Below are 15,472 nucleotides of genomic sequence, written 5' to 3' on the forward strand. Positions count from 1 at the left end.
TCTGGAAGGCGCGGGCGAAGGCGGCACGGATGATGTCTCCGCATGTGACCTTGATGGTGGGCTTGATGCGCTCCATGGCGCGCTCCTCTGATGACGGGGTTGCTGGGGATGATGGGCGCCACTGCCGCCTGGCGCGCGACGCAGGCGTCAGGGTCGGGTCGCCCCGATGGGTCGCATCGGCCCCCGGAACTCGTCATCGGGCGCCTCGTAGAAGTCGTCCCACCAAGCGCCGGGCGGCACCTTCGCCACCTTCGTCGCCTCGGCCAGCTCCGCGATGGCGTCCCGGGCAGCCCGCCGCAGGATGGCTTGGGCCTCCGCGACGTGAACCTTCGCCCGGGTCTTGCTCTGTCCCCGGGCAGCCTCGGCGGCGACGCTGGCGGCCTCGAATGCCTCTGCCAGCAGCAGGCGAAGGTCGCCCGTCGTCAGGGTCCGCAGTTCGGATTCAGAGGGCACGCGTAGGGCGGCAGGCGAACCGCCGGCGTGCTCGGCGAGGAGGCGCCCGAACTTGCTCATCGCGCGATCCACCGGCGGATCGCGTCCCGCAGGCCGGGCAGGCAGGCCGCGAGGAGACGGGCATCCCCCAGGGCCGTGTGCCGGACGTCCCGGCCCCCGCGGTCGACACCGAGGCGCGTCGCGAGGGCGTCGAGAGAACCGCTCTCGCCCGGCCAGAGGAGCTTCGAGACGATGCGCGTGTCGACCACGTCGCTGGGCACGCCCGTGAAATACAGACCCTCGCGCTCGAACTCGGCGTCCAGGAATCCGACGTCGAAGGCGGCGTTGTGGGCGACGAGGGTGGCCTGCCGGCACACGTCTATGATCGCGCACGCGTGCGAGTAGCTGAACAGCGCGCGGTCGCGCAGGTCGGCCTCCGTCAGCCCCTGGACCGCCAGGGCGGTCGCGTCGGACGCCCGGCCCGGGTTCACGGTGATCTCCAGGGGCGTCTCGCTGACGGCGTCGGGATGGACGCGCAGGAACGCTGCGCTGATCAGGCGGTCGCCTTCCAGCACGTGGAGGCCGGTCGTCTCCGTGTCCGCCACCACGACCGGTCCCTGCAGCAGCAGCAGGACGCGCTGCAGGTCGGGGAGGCGCTCTACGTCGACGACATCCCGGCCACGCACACGAGTGACGACGGCGTGATGCAGCGCGCCGACCCGGGCCTCGCGATCCGCCACGAGGGCGGTCGTCAGGGCTTCCTCGCGCAGGGTCAGCAGCCGCTGGCGGGAGACGCAGGATGCCAGCTCATGGCGGACGTAGCCGAGCTCGTCGGCCGGGTGGAGGGCAGCATCAGCCATGGGCCTGCACCTCCGAGTACGTCGTCACGTCCTTCTGCAGGCCGAGGGACTTCAGGATACCCGGGCCCGGGGGGCGCCGCCGCGCAACGACGTCCCGCGTGTACTGCTCGGACACCGCATGGCGGCGCGCCCAAGCCGCGATGCCGCCCTCCTTGGTGATCCGCTCGCCAAGCAGGGCGAGCACCTCTTCCTTGTCCACTGCGACACCTCCGAATCGGCTAAGCTTGGAAGCTTCCCCGGTTCAATGTCGACCGATCTCACGCCACCGGAAGATGCCGTCCGCAGATTTCATACGTACAGATTGTCGCAGTTTTCTGACAATCCGTTACAGGAGCAAGCATGCACGCCGGTCGATGCTTGCTGCCCCGAGGCTGTCAGGGCTCAAAATGGCAGCTTGTGTGCGAAACACTTTCGGAAGGCCCCTTGTGGCGTGCATTCCCTGGGCGCAGTCTTTCCCTGGGCGCAAACGGGAGGGACCAATGCGCAAGTTCATGCTGATGGTGATGGCCGCGCTGGCGATGATGCCCGCATTGATTTGGGACGGCGTCCGGTGGACGTGGCGCGTCGCCAGGGCGGTCCTCGGCGCGCCGGCGCCGGACGTCTCGGAGGCCTTCGTGGAAGCCGACGCCGTGGAAATCCCGGCCGCCGAGCTCTCGGATGACGAGGAGACCGGGCTGGCTGCCCTCGCGCTGGTCGCCCCGTTCGCCGGCGAGGAGAGCACGAAGGCGCTGCCGGCGCACCAGGAGCACTACGTGCGGTCGCTGACGGTCGCGGAGCGCATGAAGATGGCCTCAAAGACCCCCGACCGCATCGGGCGCCACTTGCGCGGCGTCGACGCGATTGCGGGGCTGCCGGTCGTCCCGACAGCGGCCCAGCACAGCGCCCGGATACTGGACACCTATCTCGACATCCGGGACGGCGTCCGCCCCGAGGACATCGAGGAGAGCAACCGGAAATTCTCGCTCAACGTCATCCAAGAGCTGCTCGACGACCTCGACCAGAAGCTTGCCGCCTGACGCCGCCGACGGAACGACTAAGCCCGCCGCGGGGTGACCCGGGCGGGCTTTTTCATGTCTGGGGTCGACCCACGATTATTTTGGGGATGACTGCATTTTGGGGATTGTGGCTTTCCCTGTGCACATCTCTGCACACATGTGAGCATCAGTGATGCTCACGGGATGCTACCGCCCTCCGGCCGCGATGATCATCCTGCGGCGACGCTCCCCGTCCGCCCGCTGCCGGGCGATGGTGGCCTTCTGGGCGCGGCGCTGCAGGATGATCCGGGCGGCGAGCTCGTCCGTCATCCGGGCGGCGGTCGCAGCCCGCATGTCGATTGCGCGATCCGCGAGGATGCCAGCGATGCCGTAGCAGATGGCCTCCGCGCTGTTCCCGAAATCCTCTGGCCGCATGACCGCCTCCCCCTGCTGAGTCGCCCAGGGATCGGCATCTCGGGCCCAATGTCGAGAGGAACCAGCGGGGATGGTTGACGGTCCGTTACGGCCCTGTGGATGACCGGTACGAATCTGGGCCCCTGGAGGCGCGCTACAGGGGTCCCGTACGTAACCAGGGTGCCGCCCCGTTACATGCCGGTTATGTAACGAAATGTCAGGGGAACCGTAACGGAAGGTCATCAATACTGGATGATGGTCAGGTAGCCGTAGATGTCCGCCAAGGCGGTGTCCTGGGTGGTGGGCGCGAACACCTCCAGAAGGTCCCCTGGCGAAACGTTGACCGGCTGGGCGTTGACGGTCGCGAACCCGGCGAGGCTCGACCCTGCCGCGAAGGCGATGTACCCGACGGCCACCCCGTTGAGCTTCACGGTGAGCTGCGCGGCCGCCGCAGGCGCCGTCTTGGACTTCACGATGCTGTTCGGGCCCAGGCTGATGTTCGCCTGCAGTGCGCCCGTGAAATTCACGCCGATCTGGCAGTAGCGGTCCATCATCTCCCGCTGCACGAGTGCACCCGCCGCCGGCTTGCCGTCCGCCCGCACGCGCAGGGCACGATAGGCCGGGAGGCTCACGGGCCCCCAGGGGAACGTATACGTACCGTCGGCCTGCTGTAGGGGATTGTTCGGCTTCGAGCCGGCTGGCGTGCCTGCCAGGTACATCTGGTAGTACGTACCAGTAGGCGGGAAAAACACGACGTCCCCTGGTACGTACGTGGCCCCGTCGACGTACGTACCACGCTGCGTCTGCGCCGGCTTGCCGTCGTACGCGACAGCCACGAGCTTCCCGGCCGCGATGTCCTTGGCCGGGTCCGCGGCATCGCTGATGAAGTCCGCCGGCGCCAGGGCGGACAGGCCGCGCGGGACGGTCGTGGTTGCCTCGATGCGGACGAGGTCGCCCAGCTTGTACGCGGTCGCCGCCGCCCACCGGCCCGCCAAGCGGATGGGCCTGGGCGGCAGGGGGAAGGTGCCCATGACAGCGTTGTTCGTGTCCAGCAGCGTGACGATGCCGGTGTTGGGGTCGAACTCGGCGGTCGCGAGTGACGCGCCGACGCCGGTCGTGGCCACCTTCTGGATGGCGGCCACGAGAGCCTGGATGTTGCCGTCTTGCTCGTCCGAGGTCAGCGGAGACCCCTTCGTGGCGCGCAAAGTGACGGCGATGTTGAGAGGTGCGCCCATGTTCACACGAATCCGTTCGACCAGCCGTTGAAGGTACCGCTGAAACCGTCGGTCCCGATCTTCTTCGTCACGGTGTCCTCGGTGTAGGAGGACCCGCCGTTCGCGCGCCAGCCGGTCATGTAGCCGGACACGATCTCGATGACGTCGTAGCCCCCGTCGCCGGAAGCGTTGTACTTGTTGGTGTTCACCGACGGCGGCGACGGCGAGTAGCTGATGTTCGCGAAGCTCGCGAGGTCGACGTCCTTCCCGGGAACGCCGCCCGACTGGTCGGCGCTCGTGTCGAACTGCCCACCGGCCGGGCGGTTGGCGGAGTCCTTCGCCTGGGCCCGGTCGCCGCGCGCCACGACGGCCTGCACCGCCGCGTTGAACTCGGCGGCGTTCCGGAAGGTGATGCCCTGGCCCTGTCCGCTCATGGCTCACCGCCCTGCATGTTCACGCCACGGGGGGACACGGTCAGCACGGCGTGGCACTCGTACTGCCGCTCGATCATCGACGTCATCGGCAGGAAACGCATGCCGACCTGCAGGGTCGTCGGGTAGTCACGGACGACAGCGCGGGGGTCGCCACCGGACTGGAGCCGGCCCAGCGCGATGGCCATTTGCACGTCCGCCTGCGAATCGATGAAACAGTCGCCGACAGCGTACCAGGGGTCCTGCAGGCGGGTCGCGTCGACGGGCACGACGAGCGGCCCGGGGCGCAGCACGGCCTCGATGTCCCCGTGCACGCCGAAGCTGATGTCCTCGGCCTGCGCGCTGGCCGCCAGGTACACCGGCTGGGACACAGGGCTGTAGGTCGGGTCGACGTAGTCGGAAGAGCCGTACTCGTCCCCGCCGGCGACCGCGGCGACGTCGTTCCTGCCCGTACCCAGGTAGACGCCGACTTTCAGCCGCACCGTAGCGGGCCCGGCCTCGGGCAGGGACCTGGTGATGCCGATGACCTTGCCGACCATGGGCAACACGCCCGTGTCCCCGTTGCGGATTTCCAGGCGGACACGGTCATGCAGGGCGATGTCGCGGCACCGGTGCCACTCGTACGTCCTGGAGACGTGGACCATTTCCATGCGCCTCAGCGCACACGCCCGCATGCGCATGAGCGCGTGCTGCAGGCATCCCTGACGACGGCATGCGCGGCTCCTGAATGAAGGAGGGCCCCGGCGTGGGTGCGGCCGAGCCCAAGGTTGTTCGAGGATCAACCACCGTTCACCCTAGCACGCGGCCACGATTCGGGGCGTCAGGACCTGGGCGTGGCGGCGTGCGTCAGCCGGGCGATGACGCGGTCCATGGCATCGCGGGTCTCGATGTCGGCGGAGACCTTGAGGATGGCCATGGCGCCGACGACCACGGAATGCAGGTCCACGGACTCGGCCCGCGCCTTCATCCGCCCGTCCGGGGCGATGTACCCGGACACGGCTTCGACGAGACCACGAACGATGGCGTTGTCGGCCTCCGCCTCGGCCTTCCTGGCATCGCGCCACGCCTTCGTCTTCGCGGCGGCGAGAACCCGGGCTCGTGACCGCGAAGGTTCGGAGATGGGGGTCGGGATGTTCATGCCGGTAGGATGCCACCGGCCGCCGCGAGAAACCACGGGTCCGGAAACATCGAACCCCGCCTCCGGTGATAACCGAAAGCGGGGTTCCAAGATGTGCTGCATCCAGGCCAGTCGAGGCGGGGTGAATATACCCCCGCGGTACCGGTTCCTCAAGTGCCGACAGGGAGTTGCGAGGTCCACAGTACCCCGAAGATGTCTGCGAGGAACTCGGGGAGGAGCATGTCCCTGTCGTCCCGAACCGGTCCGGACGAGGGCCCAGGGGAGGCCGCCAGCAGGGTCCACGGAGAGGGCCCGGTATCCTCGCTCATCCCGAAACGGAGTGGCCTCAGCGGGCTTCCCTGGGCATCGGCCATGTCCGGATGGGTGTCTGATGGCGAGGGCGGCAGGTTCGAGGCGGTACGGTCGGGTGTCGATACCCCCGGAATGGCCGGCGTGACGGGGTCGAGACGGGTCGGACGGTCGGATGGGGCCCTAGGCCCCGGCTCCGCCACTATAGATACGGTCGGACCGTGAACGACATCGACGGACCCCTGATCCTGGTGCTCGATGGCGGGCTCGACGGCAACGCTGGTGGCGGTCTCGGCCTCGGCTTCCGCGATGGCCCGGTACAGGCTCGTACGACCACGGAGGCCCTCGAACGCGCGCTCGATCTCGACTATCGACCGACCCGCCTGTCGCATCGCCAACGCCTTGCGACCGTCCGCCAGCCGGGCCGAGACCGTCACGACCTGGGGGGTGCAGCCCGCATCCGTGCGACGTTGGGCCGACCTCTCCCTTTCGGTCTGGCGCACGCCACGGGGCAGCAGCGCCTCGGCACCCGGGATGTGCTCGACCTGTTCCTCGGTTAGGCCGAGGCGGGCGAGCATCGTGACCTTGGCGTAGGAATAGACCACGGTCCGTTCGACGCCGCCACGCTCGGACGTCTCACCGGCCTCGGACCGGCGCAGCGCGCGTTCCAGGGACCCGAGGTTCGCCCGCAGTTCCGTCTCCGGCAGGCCGGACGGTCCGGCGAGGCGCGCGGCCCATGTCTCGGCGGTGCCGCCCTCGGACTGCGCCATGGCACACGCGCTGAGGAACGCCCACCAGTCCCGGCGCCCCTCTGGCGGCTCGCCACCCCACGACAGGCGGATGGCGTCCAGCGCTTCGACGATGCCGGCCCAATGGTTGCCCTTGCGACGGCGCGGCTTCGGCTCGTTCACCGGGATGCCCGCGGCCTCGGCCTCGGCGCGCTTGGCCTGCCGGGCGGCCTCGCGCTGGTCGTACCCGGCCTGGCGCTCGGCGCGGATGGCCTGCATCTGGTCACGGCTGAACGGCAGGAACGCGGTCGCTAGGGTCTCGTAGTCATGGCGGACCACGTCGGTCCAGGATGCCGGCCACACCAACCTAGCGACCTGCTGGCTCTTGGGATTGTACGACCCTGCCAGCCGGAGGACGCGGGGGATGTCGGCGGCGTTGCGGTCGAGGCCGGTGCCGCGCCACAGGTCGGCCATCCGGGTCTCGTGCTCGACGACCTCGGGGTCCTGCAACCTCGTGCCGGACGCGGTCGTGACGGTCGTCTCCGGGCGACCATACTTCGGCCCGTGGAGGAATCGCTGGCACGCCCGCCAGCGCGACAGGAATTCCGCGGTGGCGTTATGCGGCTCGTGCAGCCACACGACGTGGTGTCCCCGGCCGGAGAACAGCACGTACGAGGGCAGCGGCAACCCGGCAATCTCGATGCGCTCGATGAGGACGCCCGCGATGTCCTCGGGTGTCATGCCATCGAAGATCCTCACGGTGTGCGTCTCGACGTCGGCGATGAAGGCCTGAACCTGCGCCACGCCGGTGGTGCGTCGGGAGCCGTGGAACCGCTGCATGCTGACGTGTGTGGCCCACAGCACCGGGTCGCTTTCGGCGAGACCGGCCAGCGGCAGGGCCTTGGTGGTCCAGCCCTCGGCACCGGCGTTCGGGTCGGTCTGGCGCATGAGCGTGACCTTACCTGTGTAGCCGGGCGAGTTCGGGTGCAGCACGCGGATGTGCGCGGCGCGGACGTTGCCGTTGACCCGGGTCCGGTACTCAACGGACAGGCGTGCGAGGTCGGCCTCGGGCATGAGGCGCTCGGCGAACGGGTTCAGGCGGGCTGAGGGGGTGTGGTACACGAGGTCCGTCGACTGGTAGGCATCGACGCGCAGGGCAGCACACCCGCGCGCGAATTCGATATCCTCCCCCTCGCGCGCGAATTCGACAAGCGTACGAACGGCTTACGAGGCGCACCCAACGCCCTGCGCAGTAGGCCTCGGACCTAGGCGGCTTCGTCCCCATGGCGAGGGCGATCTGGCCATCTGAATCACCGCGAGTCCGCGCACGGGATAGTCCCGAGACCCCGGACGCCCGTAAACCGCTACAGGGTGGCTCGCTGGCCGTTTCAGGGGGGCAGCAGTTTTCCGGCAGGGCCGTGTGGATGGCGCCTTCAGCCCCATGGAGCCCATGGGCGTTCCCATGGGGAAACGCATGGCGCCCATGGGACCCCATGGACCTCCCATGGCGCGGCGCATGGCTCGCGGGCGGGAGAAATACGGTCGGGCCGCGAGCGGGCCCGCATGAATAGCCGTTTAGGTCCTTCGGACCGTTCGCTCACCGGTTGAATGGTAATTACTGCGCAATCGTATCGTGCCACATGAATTCCTAGGCTGAGGCCCTTCACGAATCCGGGCGAAGTGGCAGCGTCGATTGCATGGAACTTCCCATGCCCAATTCTATAGGCAAAATTGATAGAAATATAAAATTGACGCTACTTACAATATACAATTGGTCATATGCTGTATTCTAAGTAATATATTTATTGACAGCAAGGCGCAGACGACTTCCATCAACTTCAGCCCATCAGCAAATGTCGGTACGCCGTACTGGGATACGGCGAACGGCGCAAGCGTCATAAATGCCGACGGCATCCGCAAAAAAACTCGCTCGACCATCACTCTCAATTTGCGGTTTGTAGCAGCGTGAGCGCAACTCGCGTTGGACCCATCGTGTCATGAATTGGTACGCAGCATCTTCTTCTGTATTCACCTTAACTATTTAGCCGTTCACTGGATATTTGCTTATCATGATTTCGGGTCTAAAATGAAAAAACCGCTCGTAATAATAGATATCTAATAAAATTCCAATATTTCGTTGCGAGCTGGTGAAAAAATAGCACAGCCATAACTTTGTTATGTCCCATATGTTCGAGCATGGGCTGGCCTGATTCGTGCTTGCAGTTCGCAAAGAAGTCAAATCACATTGAATAATACTGATATGCTACAATCTACGTGAGTTTATAATCTGAAATTGGAATTACGCTGTTGCTATATTGAGTTATTGAGCATTATTAATGATTCTGAGAATAAACGGCGTATTCATGATCGATGACTCAAAATTATGACATGTGATTGAAAACTTTAGTCTGAAATTACCTGAGTTTGGTCTGCGGTGCGATCTCGAGAGGATGTCTTCGCTTACGTTTACAAGTAGGTTTGTCCTCATACCCATCAAGCTGTTAGGCCAAGTTCGCGAACGATTGCGTCCAGTCCATCGATGAGGGCCGCTGGGCCGGGCTGTAGGATCAAGGTCGACTTGATCTCGAAGATCCGCCCCTCCACGACCGCCGGCATCGACGACCAGCCGGGCCGCTACGCGATGCGGGACGGCACCACCTTCTTCCCGCACCAGGAGGCCAGGACGACCTCCGGCCGGGTGGCCAACACCGCTTCCTGCGTGACGATGCGGTCCTTGGCGGCCGCCTGCCGGGCGAGTTCGGGGAACACGTCGTCACCGCCCGCGATGCGCACGAGCTCGGATACCCACCCGATGCCGGAGATCAGCGGCTCGTCCCATTCCTCGACGTACACCCGGGGCCGCGGGCGTCCGTGCGATTGTCCGGCGACCGTCGCCAGCCGTTCCTCGTAGCCGCGGGCCAGCGTCTCCGTGCGATCACCCGCGTCTACGTGGGCTGCCACCGTCCGGATCATGGCGAGGATGCCGGCCACGTCCCGCTGGTTGAAGAGGTGGACCGCGACCCCGGCCCGGGCGAGGTCGGCGACGATGCCGGCCTGCAAGTCCGAGAAGGCCAGGACCAAGTCCGGCGCGAGTGCCAGGACCTTGGGGATGTCGGCGCTGGTGAAGGCCGACACCCGGGGCTTCTCGCGACGGACCTGCGGTGGACGGACGGCGTAGCCGAACACGCCGACGATCCGGTCCTGCTCGCCCAGCAGGTAGAGGTTCGACCGTCTCCTCCGTGAGGCAGACGATCCGTTCAGGCGGGAAGCGACGCATACCCGACCATAGCGCAAGCCACCCTCGGGTGGGTCGGTCAAGAAGCCGTCGAGGGGCGGCGAGCATCATGACGCTGCTGGCTGGACGCCGTGTGCTGCTGGTCGAGGACGAGAGCCTCGTGGCCATGCTCGCGGAGGACATGCTGCTCGACCTTGGCTGCGAGGTGGCCATCGCGATGCGGCTAAACAAAGCGCTCGACCTGGTCCAGTCCGGGTCCTTCGACCTCGCCGTGCTGGACGTGAACCTGGGCGACGCGCACAGCTACCCGGTCGCCGACCTGCTCAACGAGCGCGGCACCCCTTTCCTGTTCGCGACCGGCTACGGCCAGCAAGGACTGGAGGGAAGCTATCGCAACGTGCCGGTTCTGCAGAAGCCCTATCAGGCCGAGCCCCTGGAACACCTGCTCGTCCGCCTGCTGACCAGCGAGGTGGCGCCCCTTCTTGACTGCAGCCGGGACCTGCCGCCGTCATGCCGGTGTCAGGACGCACAGGCCGGCGGCAATCGGTTTCGCGCCGATCAGGTCCGCTAGGCCGCACCATGCGGCAGCGCCCGACAGGTTGACCCCTTCGGACACTGCCGTGGGAGGGGATGACCGAGGTGTCGCGGGCTAGGTGCGGTCTTACCGAAGCGTCGGCGACTCGCTTGGCTGCAGGTGTCGGTCACCGCCGTCCGGACCGCCGGGCGAGACGTGGTCGTTCAGGGGGCCCAGGTGCTCGAAGACGTGCTCGAAGGCTGCGGTGACGGCCTTCTCGAAACTCCCGTTGCCCTTGTCCTGGGCATCCCGCAACGCGCCGAGCAACTCGCGGTGCTTCTCGGTATCCGTGGACATCGCATTCCTTTCCTCCCAGGCCTCTCCCGGGGTGGAGGGAAGCCCCGGCTGGCGGTGGTGGTTCCTGGCATCACGGTCGCCCGGTCGGCAGCGCCGGCGCTGCCGTACCAGGGGCTTTGAGGGTGACCTGAACCACGTCGTGTTGCTCGACGGGTCTTCCGGCTATCGGGGCCTATGCCCCCATGGTCATGACGGAGCCACCGTCGACCCGTAGGAACTCGCCGGTGATGAAGCTGGCGCGCTCGGAGCAGAGGAACGTCACTGCGGCCGCGACCTCCTCAGCCTTGCCGCGACGCTTTGCGACGATGCCGGGGCGCTCGTCGTCCAGCGTCAGCTTGATCGCCTCGTCGAACGAGATACCCTTCTCCTTCGATTTCTTCTCCATCTGTGCGTCGGTCATCGGCGTGGCGATGAAGGCCGGGCCGACCGCGTTCACGAGCACGCCGTCCGGGCCGTATGCCTTCGAAAGACCTTTCGCGAGGTTCAGGACCCCGGCCTTCGCGGCCGCATAGGGAAGTTCCTCGATGTAGGGCTGCACCGCATCCTCGGAGGAGAACAGCACGACCCGGCCCCAACCCGCCTTGCGCATGTGCGGGATGAAAGCTCTTGTCGCGCGGACGCCGGCCATGAGGTCGGTCTGGATCGCCTCGATCCAATCCTCGTCCGTGAGTTCGAGAAAGTCGCCGGACGCCCCGGTGATGCCTGCGGCGCAGACGAGGATAGTGGGCTTGTCGTCGTAGGCCATGTTGGCGAAGGCGGCGAGCACCTCGATGCCCTTGGCCGTGCTCAGGTCCGCCTCCACGGCACGGACCTGACCCAGCGCGGACAACTCCGCGGCGGTGGCCTCCAACTCGGGGCCCTCCTTGTCAGTGAGGACGACGTGGACGCCCTCACGCAGGAGATGTTCGGCGGTCGAGCGTCCCATGCCCGACTTGGCGCCCGTCACGACCGCGACCCGCCCTTTGATTCCGAGATCCATCTATTTCGTTCCATTGGCACCCAGGTCCCGCCAGATATGACGAGGACCCTGGATGCGTAAGTTGACGGGGATCGGCGCAGTCGCTCAGTTCGGGTGGAATACGACCTTTACGCAGCCATCCTTCTTGTCGCGAAACGTCTTGTAGAGGTCCGGACCGTCGGCGAGGTTGGTGGAGCGGTGGGTGATCATCGACGTCATGTCGATCTTGCCCTCCTGGATCAGCTTGGTCAGCGTCTCCAGGTAGCGCTTCACGTGGGTCTGCCCGCTCTTCATGGTCAGACCCTTCTGGACGATCATGCCCATGTTGACCGGGATCGGGCCGCCGTAGACGCCGGGCACCGAGACGATGCCGCAGGGGCGCACCGCCTTGATCGCCTCCATCAGGGCATAGGGACGCTCGGTCGAGGTCAGCTTCTCCTGAATCGTGTTGACGAGGCTAGCGACGCCGTGGCCGGCGCTGGCCTCCATGCCGACGCAGTCGATGACGCCGTCCGCGCCCTCGCCCTTGCTGATCTCCTTGATCCGCTCGAACACGTCCTCCCGGGCGTAGTCGATGATGTCGGTGGCGCCGTAGGTGCGGGCCAGCGCGAGGCGCTCCGGCACCGTGTCGATGGCGATGATGCGCTCGGCCCCCATGATCTTGGCCGACTGGATCGCGAACAGGCCGACCGGGCCCGCGCCCCAGACCGCGATGATTTCGCCGCCCTGGATCTCGCAATGCTCGGCGCCCTGCCACCCGGTGGGCAGGATGTCGGTGAGGAACAGCAGCGACTCGTCGTCGACGCCCTCGGGCGCCAGCATCGGCGCCACGTCGGCCATCGGCACGCGCACGTACTCGGCCTGCCCGCCGCCGTAGCCGCCGGTGAGGTGCGAGTAGCCGAACAGGCCGGCGGTGGTGTAGCCGAACTGGGCGGCGGCCATGGCGGCGTTGCGGTTTGAGCGCTGGCAGACGGAGTAGTTCCCGAGCCGGCACTGGCGGCATTCGCCGCAATTGATGTTGAACGGCACGACCACGCGGTCGCCCTTCCTGAACTTGGTGAAGCCCTGCCCGACCTCAACGACCTCGCCCATGAACTCGTGGCCGAGCACGTCGCCCGCCTCCATGGTCGGCATCTGGCCGTCCATCAGGTGGAGGTCGGAGCCGCAGATGGCGCAGGACGTCACCTTGATGATGATGTCGCGCGCATCCTCGATCCGCGGATCAGGGACCGTGTCGCAGCGGATGTCGCCCTTGCTGTGCCAGCACAGTGCCTTCATCGATGCCTCCTGCGAGGCTCGCGAATGACGGCCCCATGTAAGATTGCGGGTGTTTGCAGCCGGAAAGGCGGTCAACCTTTTTCAAACCCATTTTCGTTTGACCTGTTCCGGCACATCACACGGCTGTGCTTGGACCGTTGCCGGCGGACAGGAACCTGGCCTTGCGAGTTCGGGTTGGGCGTCGGAAACGGAGCGCTACATGCCCAGCGATACATCACGCCCCTTCGCCGTCATCACCGGTGGCTCCAACGGTATCGGCTTCGAACTCGCCCGGCAGTTCGCCGAGAACGGCCATGACGTGCTCATCGCCGCCCAGGACGAGGCGCACCTCGCGGAGGCGGCGCAACGCCTGTCCGGCAGCGGTGCCAAGGTACTGACCCACGCGTCCGACCTCTCGCGCGAGGACGGGGTGGACAGCCTGTTCGAGCAGGTGCGGTCCACCGGCCGACCCGTCGACGCGCTGTGCCTGAACGCCGGAGTGGGCCTGGGCGGCCCGTTCGTCGAGACCGATCTGCAGCGCGAGCTCAAGATGATCGACCTGAACGTCCGCGGGGCCGTCCAGCTGACCAAGCTGGTGCTGAAGGACATGGTCGTGCGCGGCAGTGGCAAGCTGCTGTTCACGTCCTCGGTCGAGGCGTCCATGCCCGACCCGTTCGAGGCCATCTACGGTTCGACGAAGGTGTTCCTGCGCTGGTTCGGCGAGTCACTGCGCAGCGAGCTCAAGGATACCGGCGTCAGCGTGACGATCCTGATGCCGGGGGTGACCGATACGAACTTCTTCAACCGCGCCGAGATGCTCGACACCAAGGCGGGCGCGATGGAAGGCAAGGACGATCCGGCCGTGGTGGCGAAGGCGGCCTTCGAGGCGCTCCAGGCCGGGAAGGACAAAATCGTCCCGACCGTGAAGAACAAGGTCATGAGCGCGGTGGCGGAGGCGCTGCCCGAGCCTCTCGTGGCGGCCGCGCACCGCGCCTTCTCCAAGCCCGGCTCTGCCGGCTGAGCCTCGACATCGAGGTATCCCCAACCCCGACCAACCAAGAAAAACGAAACGAGATTATGAGACTGGCAGCCCCCTTCATCCTCGCCGCCTGCATGGCAACCGCGGCTTCGGCGCAATCCGGCCCGACCAGCCACGGCCCCACGATTCTCCTTCACGGCAACTATTGCGGCCCGGGCAACAATGCCCCCGCCGCGCCCATCGACGCGCTCGACGCTGCCTGCGCCCGTCACGATGCCTGCACGCCGAGCGGCGGACTGTCGTCTCAGGCCTGCAATGCGCGTCTGCAGCGGGACGCCGATGCCGTCGCCCGCGATCCGAGGCAGCCCGAGGATCTACGGACTCTGGCCGGGTTGGTTTCGGTCGGTGCCGCCATCCTGCCGTCCGATCCCAGCCTAAACTCGGCTTCCGTCTCGGGGCCGGCGGTTCAGGGCGGCGAGCGCCACCGCTTCATGGCCCGCCACACGGGCGCCTCGTCGCTTCCGACGACCGACCTGGACGACTGACCGCTGCCTCATGGCAGGGTACCGGTCACCGCTTCCCGTATGGGGGGCACGTGAGGATTCGGGCCGTGCGATCCTTACGTGCCCTGCCTTAGGCTACGCATACTCTCGCTGCCGAGCGGTCCGGTCTGGTGCACCGCTCCTCATGGCGTTCCTCACGACAGCCGACGAGGATACCTGGGTCTATTCCATGGAGCCGAGGATGCCCCTGACGAGACCCTCGGCGTTCTCCTCCGGCACCCAGTGGTTCGCCCGCTCGACCGTCCGGAACGTCACGTCCTTTGCGACCTCACGCATCATCGCCTCGGTGAACGGGGCGAAGGCGCTCTGAACACCGGCCAGGGCGAGAACCGGCATCGTGAGCTTCCCGTCGCGCTTCACCTCGGCCCTGTTGTGCGCATCGTCGGCCGGAAAGGCTCGGTAGAGCTCGAACCCGGCCCGCATGGCTCCTGGCCGCGAGAAGGCCCGCACGTAGCGCTGGATCGCGTCCGGACCGATGGCCTCCGTGTCGTAGGCGAGATCTTGGTAGAAGCGCTCCAGGTAGAGCTGTTCGCGCCCGGCGGTGAGCAACTCGGGCACGTCCGGCGCGCGGTGGAACTGGAAGTGCCAAAGCCTGTCGGTGTCACCCAGCGCCGTCTGGTAGGCATCGGTGCCCGGGAGAGGCGCCTCCATCACGACGAGTCGCTCGGTCAGCTTCGCGTAGCGGCGGGCGAAGGCGTAGGCGACCATCATGCCGATGTCGTGCCCGATCATCGTCACTGGCTGCGTCAGTCCGAGATGGCCGTAGAGCAACGCGTGCAGGTCGCCGGCCATCGTGTGCTTGTCGTAGCCTCCCGGCGGCTTCGAGGAGCCGCCCGCGCCGCGGTAGTCCGGAAACACGACGCGCAGGCCGGCCCGAACCAACAGCGGAACGACACGACGCCAGGCGTAGGCCGTCTCCGGATAGCCGTGGACGAGCACGACCACGCGCTCGCCTTCGCCCGCGACGCCGTAATGCAGGCGCATGCCGGGTTCGACCTCGGTGGAATCCCACTCGACCTCCGTACCGTCCCAGACCTCACGCATCGCCACCTCCGCGCTCCAATGTTCAAGATCACCCAGTCGCTGTCGGGAACCGGAGGGTGAGCCTCCAAGCCCCGACCCATCATGCT

17 protein-coding genes and 1 pseudogene are annotated in these 15,472 nt (G+C 66.5%); 4 read left to right on the forward strand and 14 right to left on the reverse strand.

Going from position 1 to position 15,472, the window contains the following annotated elements; all coding sequences use genetic code 11:
• Window positions 1-147 precede the first annotated feature (147 nt).
• The 3 genes from MKK88_RS21190 to MKK88_RS21200 are packed head-to-tail and all read right to left on the reverse strand — an operon-like array spanning window position 148 to window position 1,491.
• Window positions 148-513, reverse strand: a complete 366-nt coding sequence (locus MKK88_RS21190) for a hypothetical protein (protein ID WP_244003195.1) — start codon at window positions 511-513, stop codon at window positions 148-150.
• A complete protein-coding gene (locus MKK88_RS21195) occupies window positions 510-1,292 on the reverse strand; it encodes an exonuclease domain-containing protein (RefSeq protein WP_244003197.1) in 783 nt (260 codons plus the stop codon). The genes MKK88_RS21190 and MKK88_RS21195 overlap by 4 nt, the downstream gene beginning before the upstream one ends.
• A complete protein-coding gene (locus tag MKK88_RS21200; RefSeq protein ID WP_244003199.1) occupies window positions 1,285-1,491 on the reverse strand; it encodes a hypothetical protein in 207 nt (68 codons plus the stop codon). The genes MKK88_RS21195 and MKK88_RS21200 overlap by 8 nt, the downstream gene beginning before the upstream one ends.
• Window positions 1,492-1,771: 280 nt before the next feature.
• On the opposite strand from MKK88_RS21200, the gene MKK88_RS21205 reads away from it, so the two are divergent.
• A complete protein-coding gene (locus MKK88_RS21205) occupies window positions 1,772-2,308 on the forward strand; it encodes a hypothetical protein (protein WP_244003201.1) in 537 nt (178 codons plus the stop codon).
• 165 nt (window positions 2,309-2,473) lie between these two features.
• Here the strand turns inward: MKK88_RS21205 and MKK88_RS21210 are convergent, their stop codons facing one another.
• The 7 genes and pseudogenes from MKK88_RS21210 to MKK88_RS21240 all read right to left on the reverse strand — a co-directional run bounded on the left by MKK88_RS21210 (window position 2,474) and on the right by MKK88_RS21240 (window position 9,756).
• Entirely contained in the window at window positions 2,474-2,701 is a 228-nt protein-coding gene (locus MKK88_RS21210) for a hypothetical protein (protein WP_244003203.1), read from the reverse strand.
• Window positions 2,702-2,922: 221 nt separating this feature from the next.
• A complete protein-coding gene (locus MKK88_RS21215; protein WP_244003205.1) occupies window positions 2,923-3,915 on the reverse strand; it encodes a hypothetical protein in 993 nt (330 codons plus the stop codon).
• Between the two features lie 2 nt (window positions 3,916-3,917).
• Window positions 3,918-4,328: a hypothetical protein gene (locus MKK88_RS21220; RefSeq protein WP_244003207.1), complete on the reverse strand. Its 411-nt coding sequence runs from the start codon at window positions 4,326-4,328 to the stop codon at window positions 3,918-3,920.
• Window positions 4,325-4,975 carry a hypothetical protein gene (locus MKK88_RS21225; protein ID WP_244003209.1) on the reverse strand — a complete coding sequence of 217 codons (651 nt, stop codon included), beginning with the start codon at window positions 4,973-4,975 and terminating at the stop codon, window positions 4,325-4,327. The genes MKK88_RS21220 and MKK88_RS21225 overlap by 4 nt, the downstream gene beginning before the upstream one ends.
• Window positions 4,976-5,145: 170 nt before the next feature.
• Window positions 5,146-5,463 (reverse strand): hypothetical protein, encoded by a 318-nt coding sequence (locus MKK88_RS21230; RefSeq protein WP_244003212.1) that lies wholly within the window; start codon window positions 5,461-5,463, stop codon window positions 5,146-5,148.
• 149 nt (window positions 5,464-5,612) lie between these two features.
• Window positions 5,613-7,601 carry a hypothetical protein gene (locus MKK88_RS21235; RefSeq protein WP_244003214.1) on the reverse strand — a complete coding sequence of 663 codons (1,989 nt, stop codon included), beginning with the start codon at window positions 7,599-7,601 and terminating at the stop codon, window positions 5,613-5,615.
• Window positions 7,602-8,972: 1,371 nt separating this feature from the next.
• Window positions 8,973-9,756: pseudogene (locus tag MKK88_RS21240) on the reverse strand (cobalamin-binding protein).
• A gap of 67 nt (window positions 9,757-9,823) precedes the next feature.
• Here MKK88_RS21240 and MKK88_RS21245 point away from each other — a divergent pair.
• Window positions 9,824-10,285 (forward strand): response regulator, encoded by a 462-nt coding sequence (locus tag MKK88_RS21245; protein WP_244003216.1) that lies wholly within the window; start codon window positions 9,824-9,826, stop codon window positions 10,283-10,285.
• 90 nt (window positions 10,286-10,375) lie between these two features.
• Here MKK88_RS21245 and MKK88_RS21250 read toward each other — a convergent pair whose 3' ends face one another.
• The 3 genes from MKK88_RS21250 to MKK88_RS21260 form a co-directional block, all read right to left on the reverse strand.
• On the reverse strand, window positions 10,376-10,585 hold the full coding sequence (locus MKK88_RS21250; protein WP_244003218.1) for a hypothetical protein: 210 nt from the start codon (window positions 10,583-10,585) through the stop codon (window positions 10,376-10,378).
• A gap of 172 nt (window positions 10,586-10,757) precedes the next feature.
• Window positions 10,758-11,564 (reverse strand): SDR family NAD(P)-dependent oxidoreductase, encoded by an 807-nt coding sequence (locus MKK88_RS21255; protein WP_244003220.1) that lies wholly within the window; start codon window positions 11,562-11,564, stop codon window positions 10,758-10,760.
• A gap of 84 nt (window positions 11,565-11,648) precedes the next feature.
• Complete coding sequence (locus MKK88_RS21260; RefSeq protein ID WP_244003221.1) at window positions 11,649-12,821, reverse strand: zinc-dependent alcohol dehydrogenase; 1,173 nt, start codon at window positions 12,819-12,821, stop codon at window positions 11,649-11,651.
• A 199-nt stretch (window positions 12,822-13,020) separates the two neighbouring features.
• Here MKK88_RS21260 and MKK88_RS21265 point away from each other — a divergent pair, with 199 nt between their 5' ends.
• Together MKK88_RS21265 and MKK88_RS21270 are read left to right on the forward strand one after the other, a co-directional pair.
• A complete protein-coding gene (locus MKK88_RS21265; RefSeq protein WP_244003223.1) occupies window positions 13,021-13,821 on the forward strand; it encodes an SDR family NAD(P)-dependent oxidoreductase in 801 nt (266 codons plus the stop codon).
• A gap of 56 nt (window positions 13,822-13,877) precedes the next feature.
• Window positions 13,878-14,324, forward strand: coding sequence for a hypothetical protein (locus tag MKK88_RS21270; RefSeq protein WP_244003225.1), 447 nt, complete (start codon window positions 13,878-13,880; stop codon window positions 14,322-14,324).
• A gap of 180 nt (window positions 14,325-14,504) precedes the next feature.
• On the opposite strand, the gene MKK88_RS21275 is transcribed toward MKK88_RS21270, so the two are convergent.
• Window positions 14,505-15,386: an alpha/beta fold hydrolase gene (locus MKK88_RS21275; RefSeq protein ID WP_244003227.1), complete on the reverse strand. Its 882-nt coding sequence runs from the start codon at window positions 15,384-15,386 to the stop codon at window positions 14,505-14,507.
• Between the last annotated feature and the right edge of the window lie 86 nt (window positions 15,387-15,472).

The sequence above is a fragment of the Methylobacterium sp. E-005 genome, from assembly GCF_022829725.1.
Lineage (GTDB): Bacteria > Pseudomonadota > Alphaproteobacteria > Rhizobiales > Beijerinckiaceae > Methylobacterium.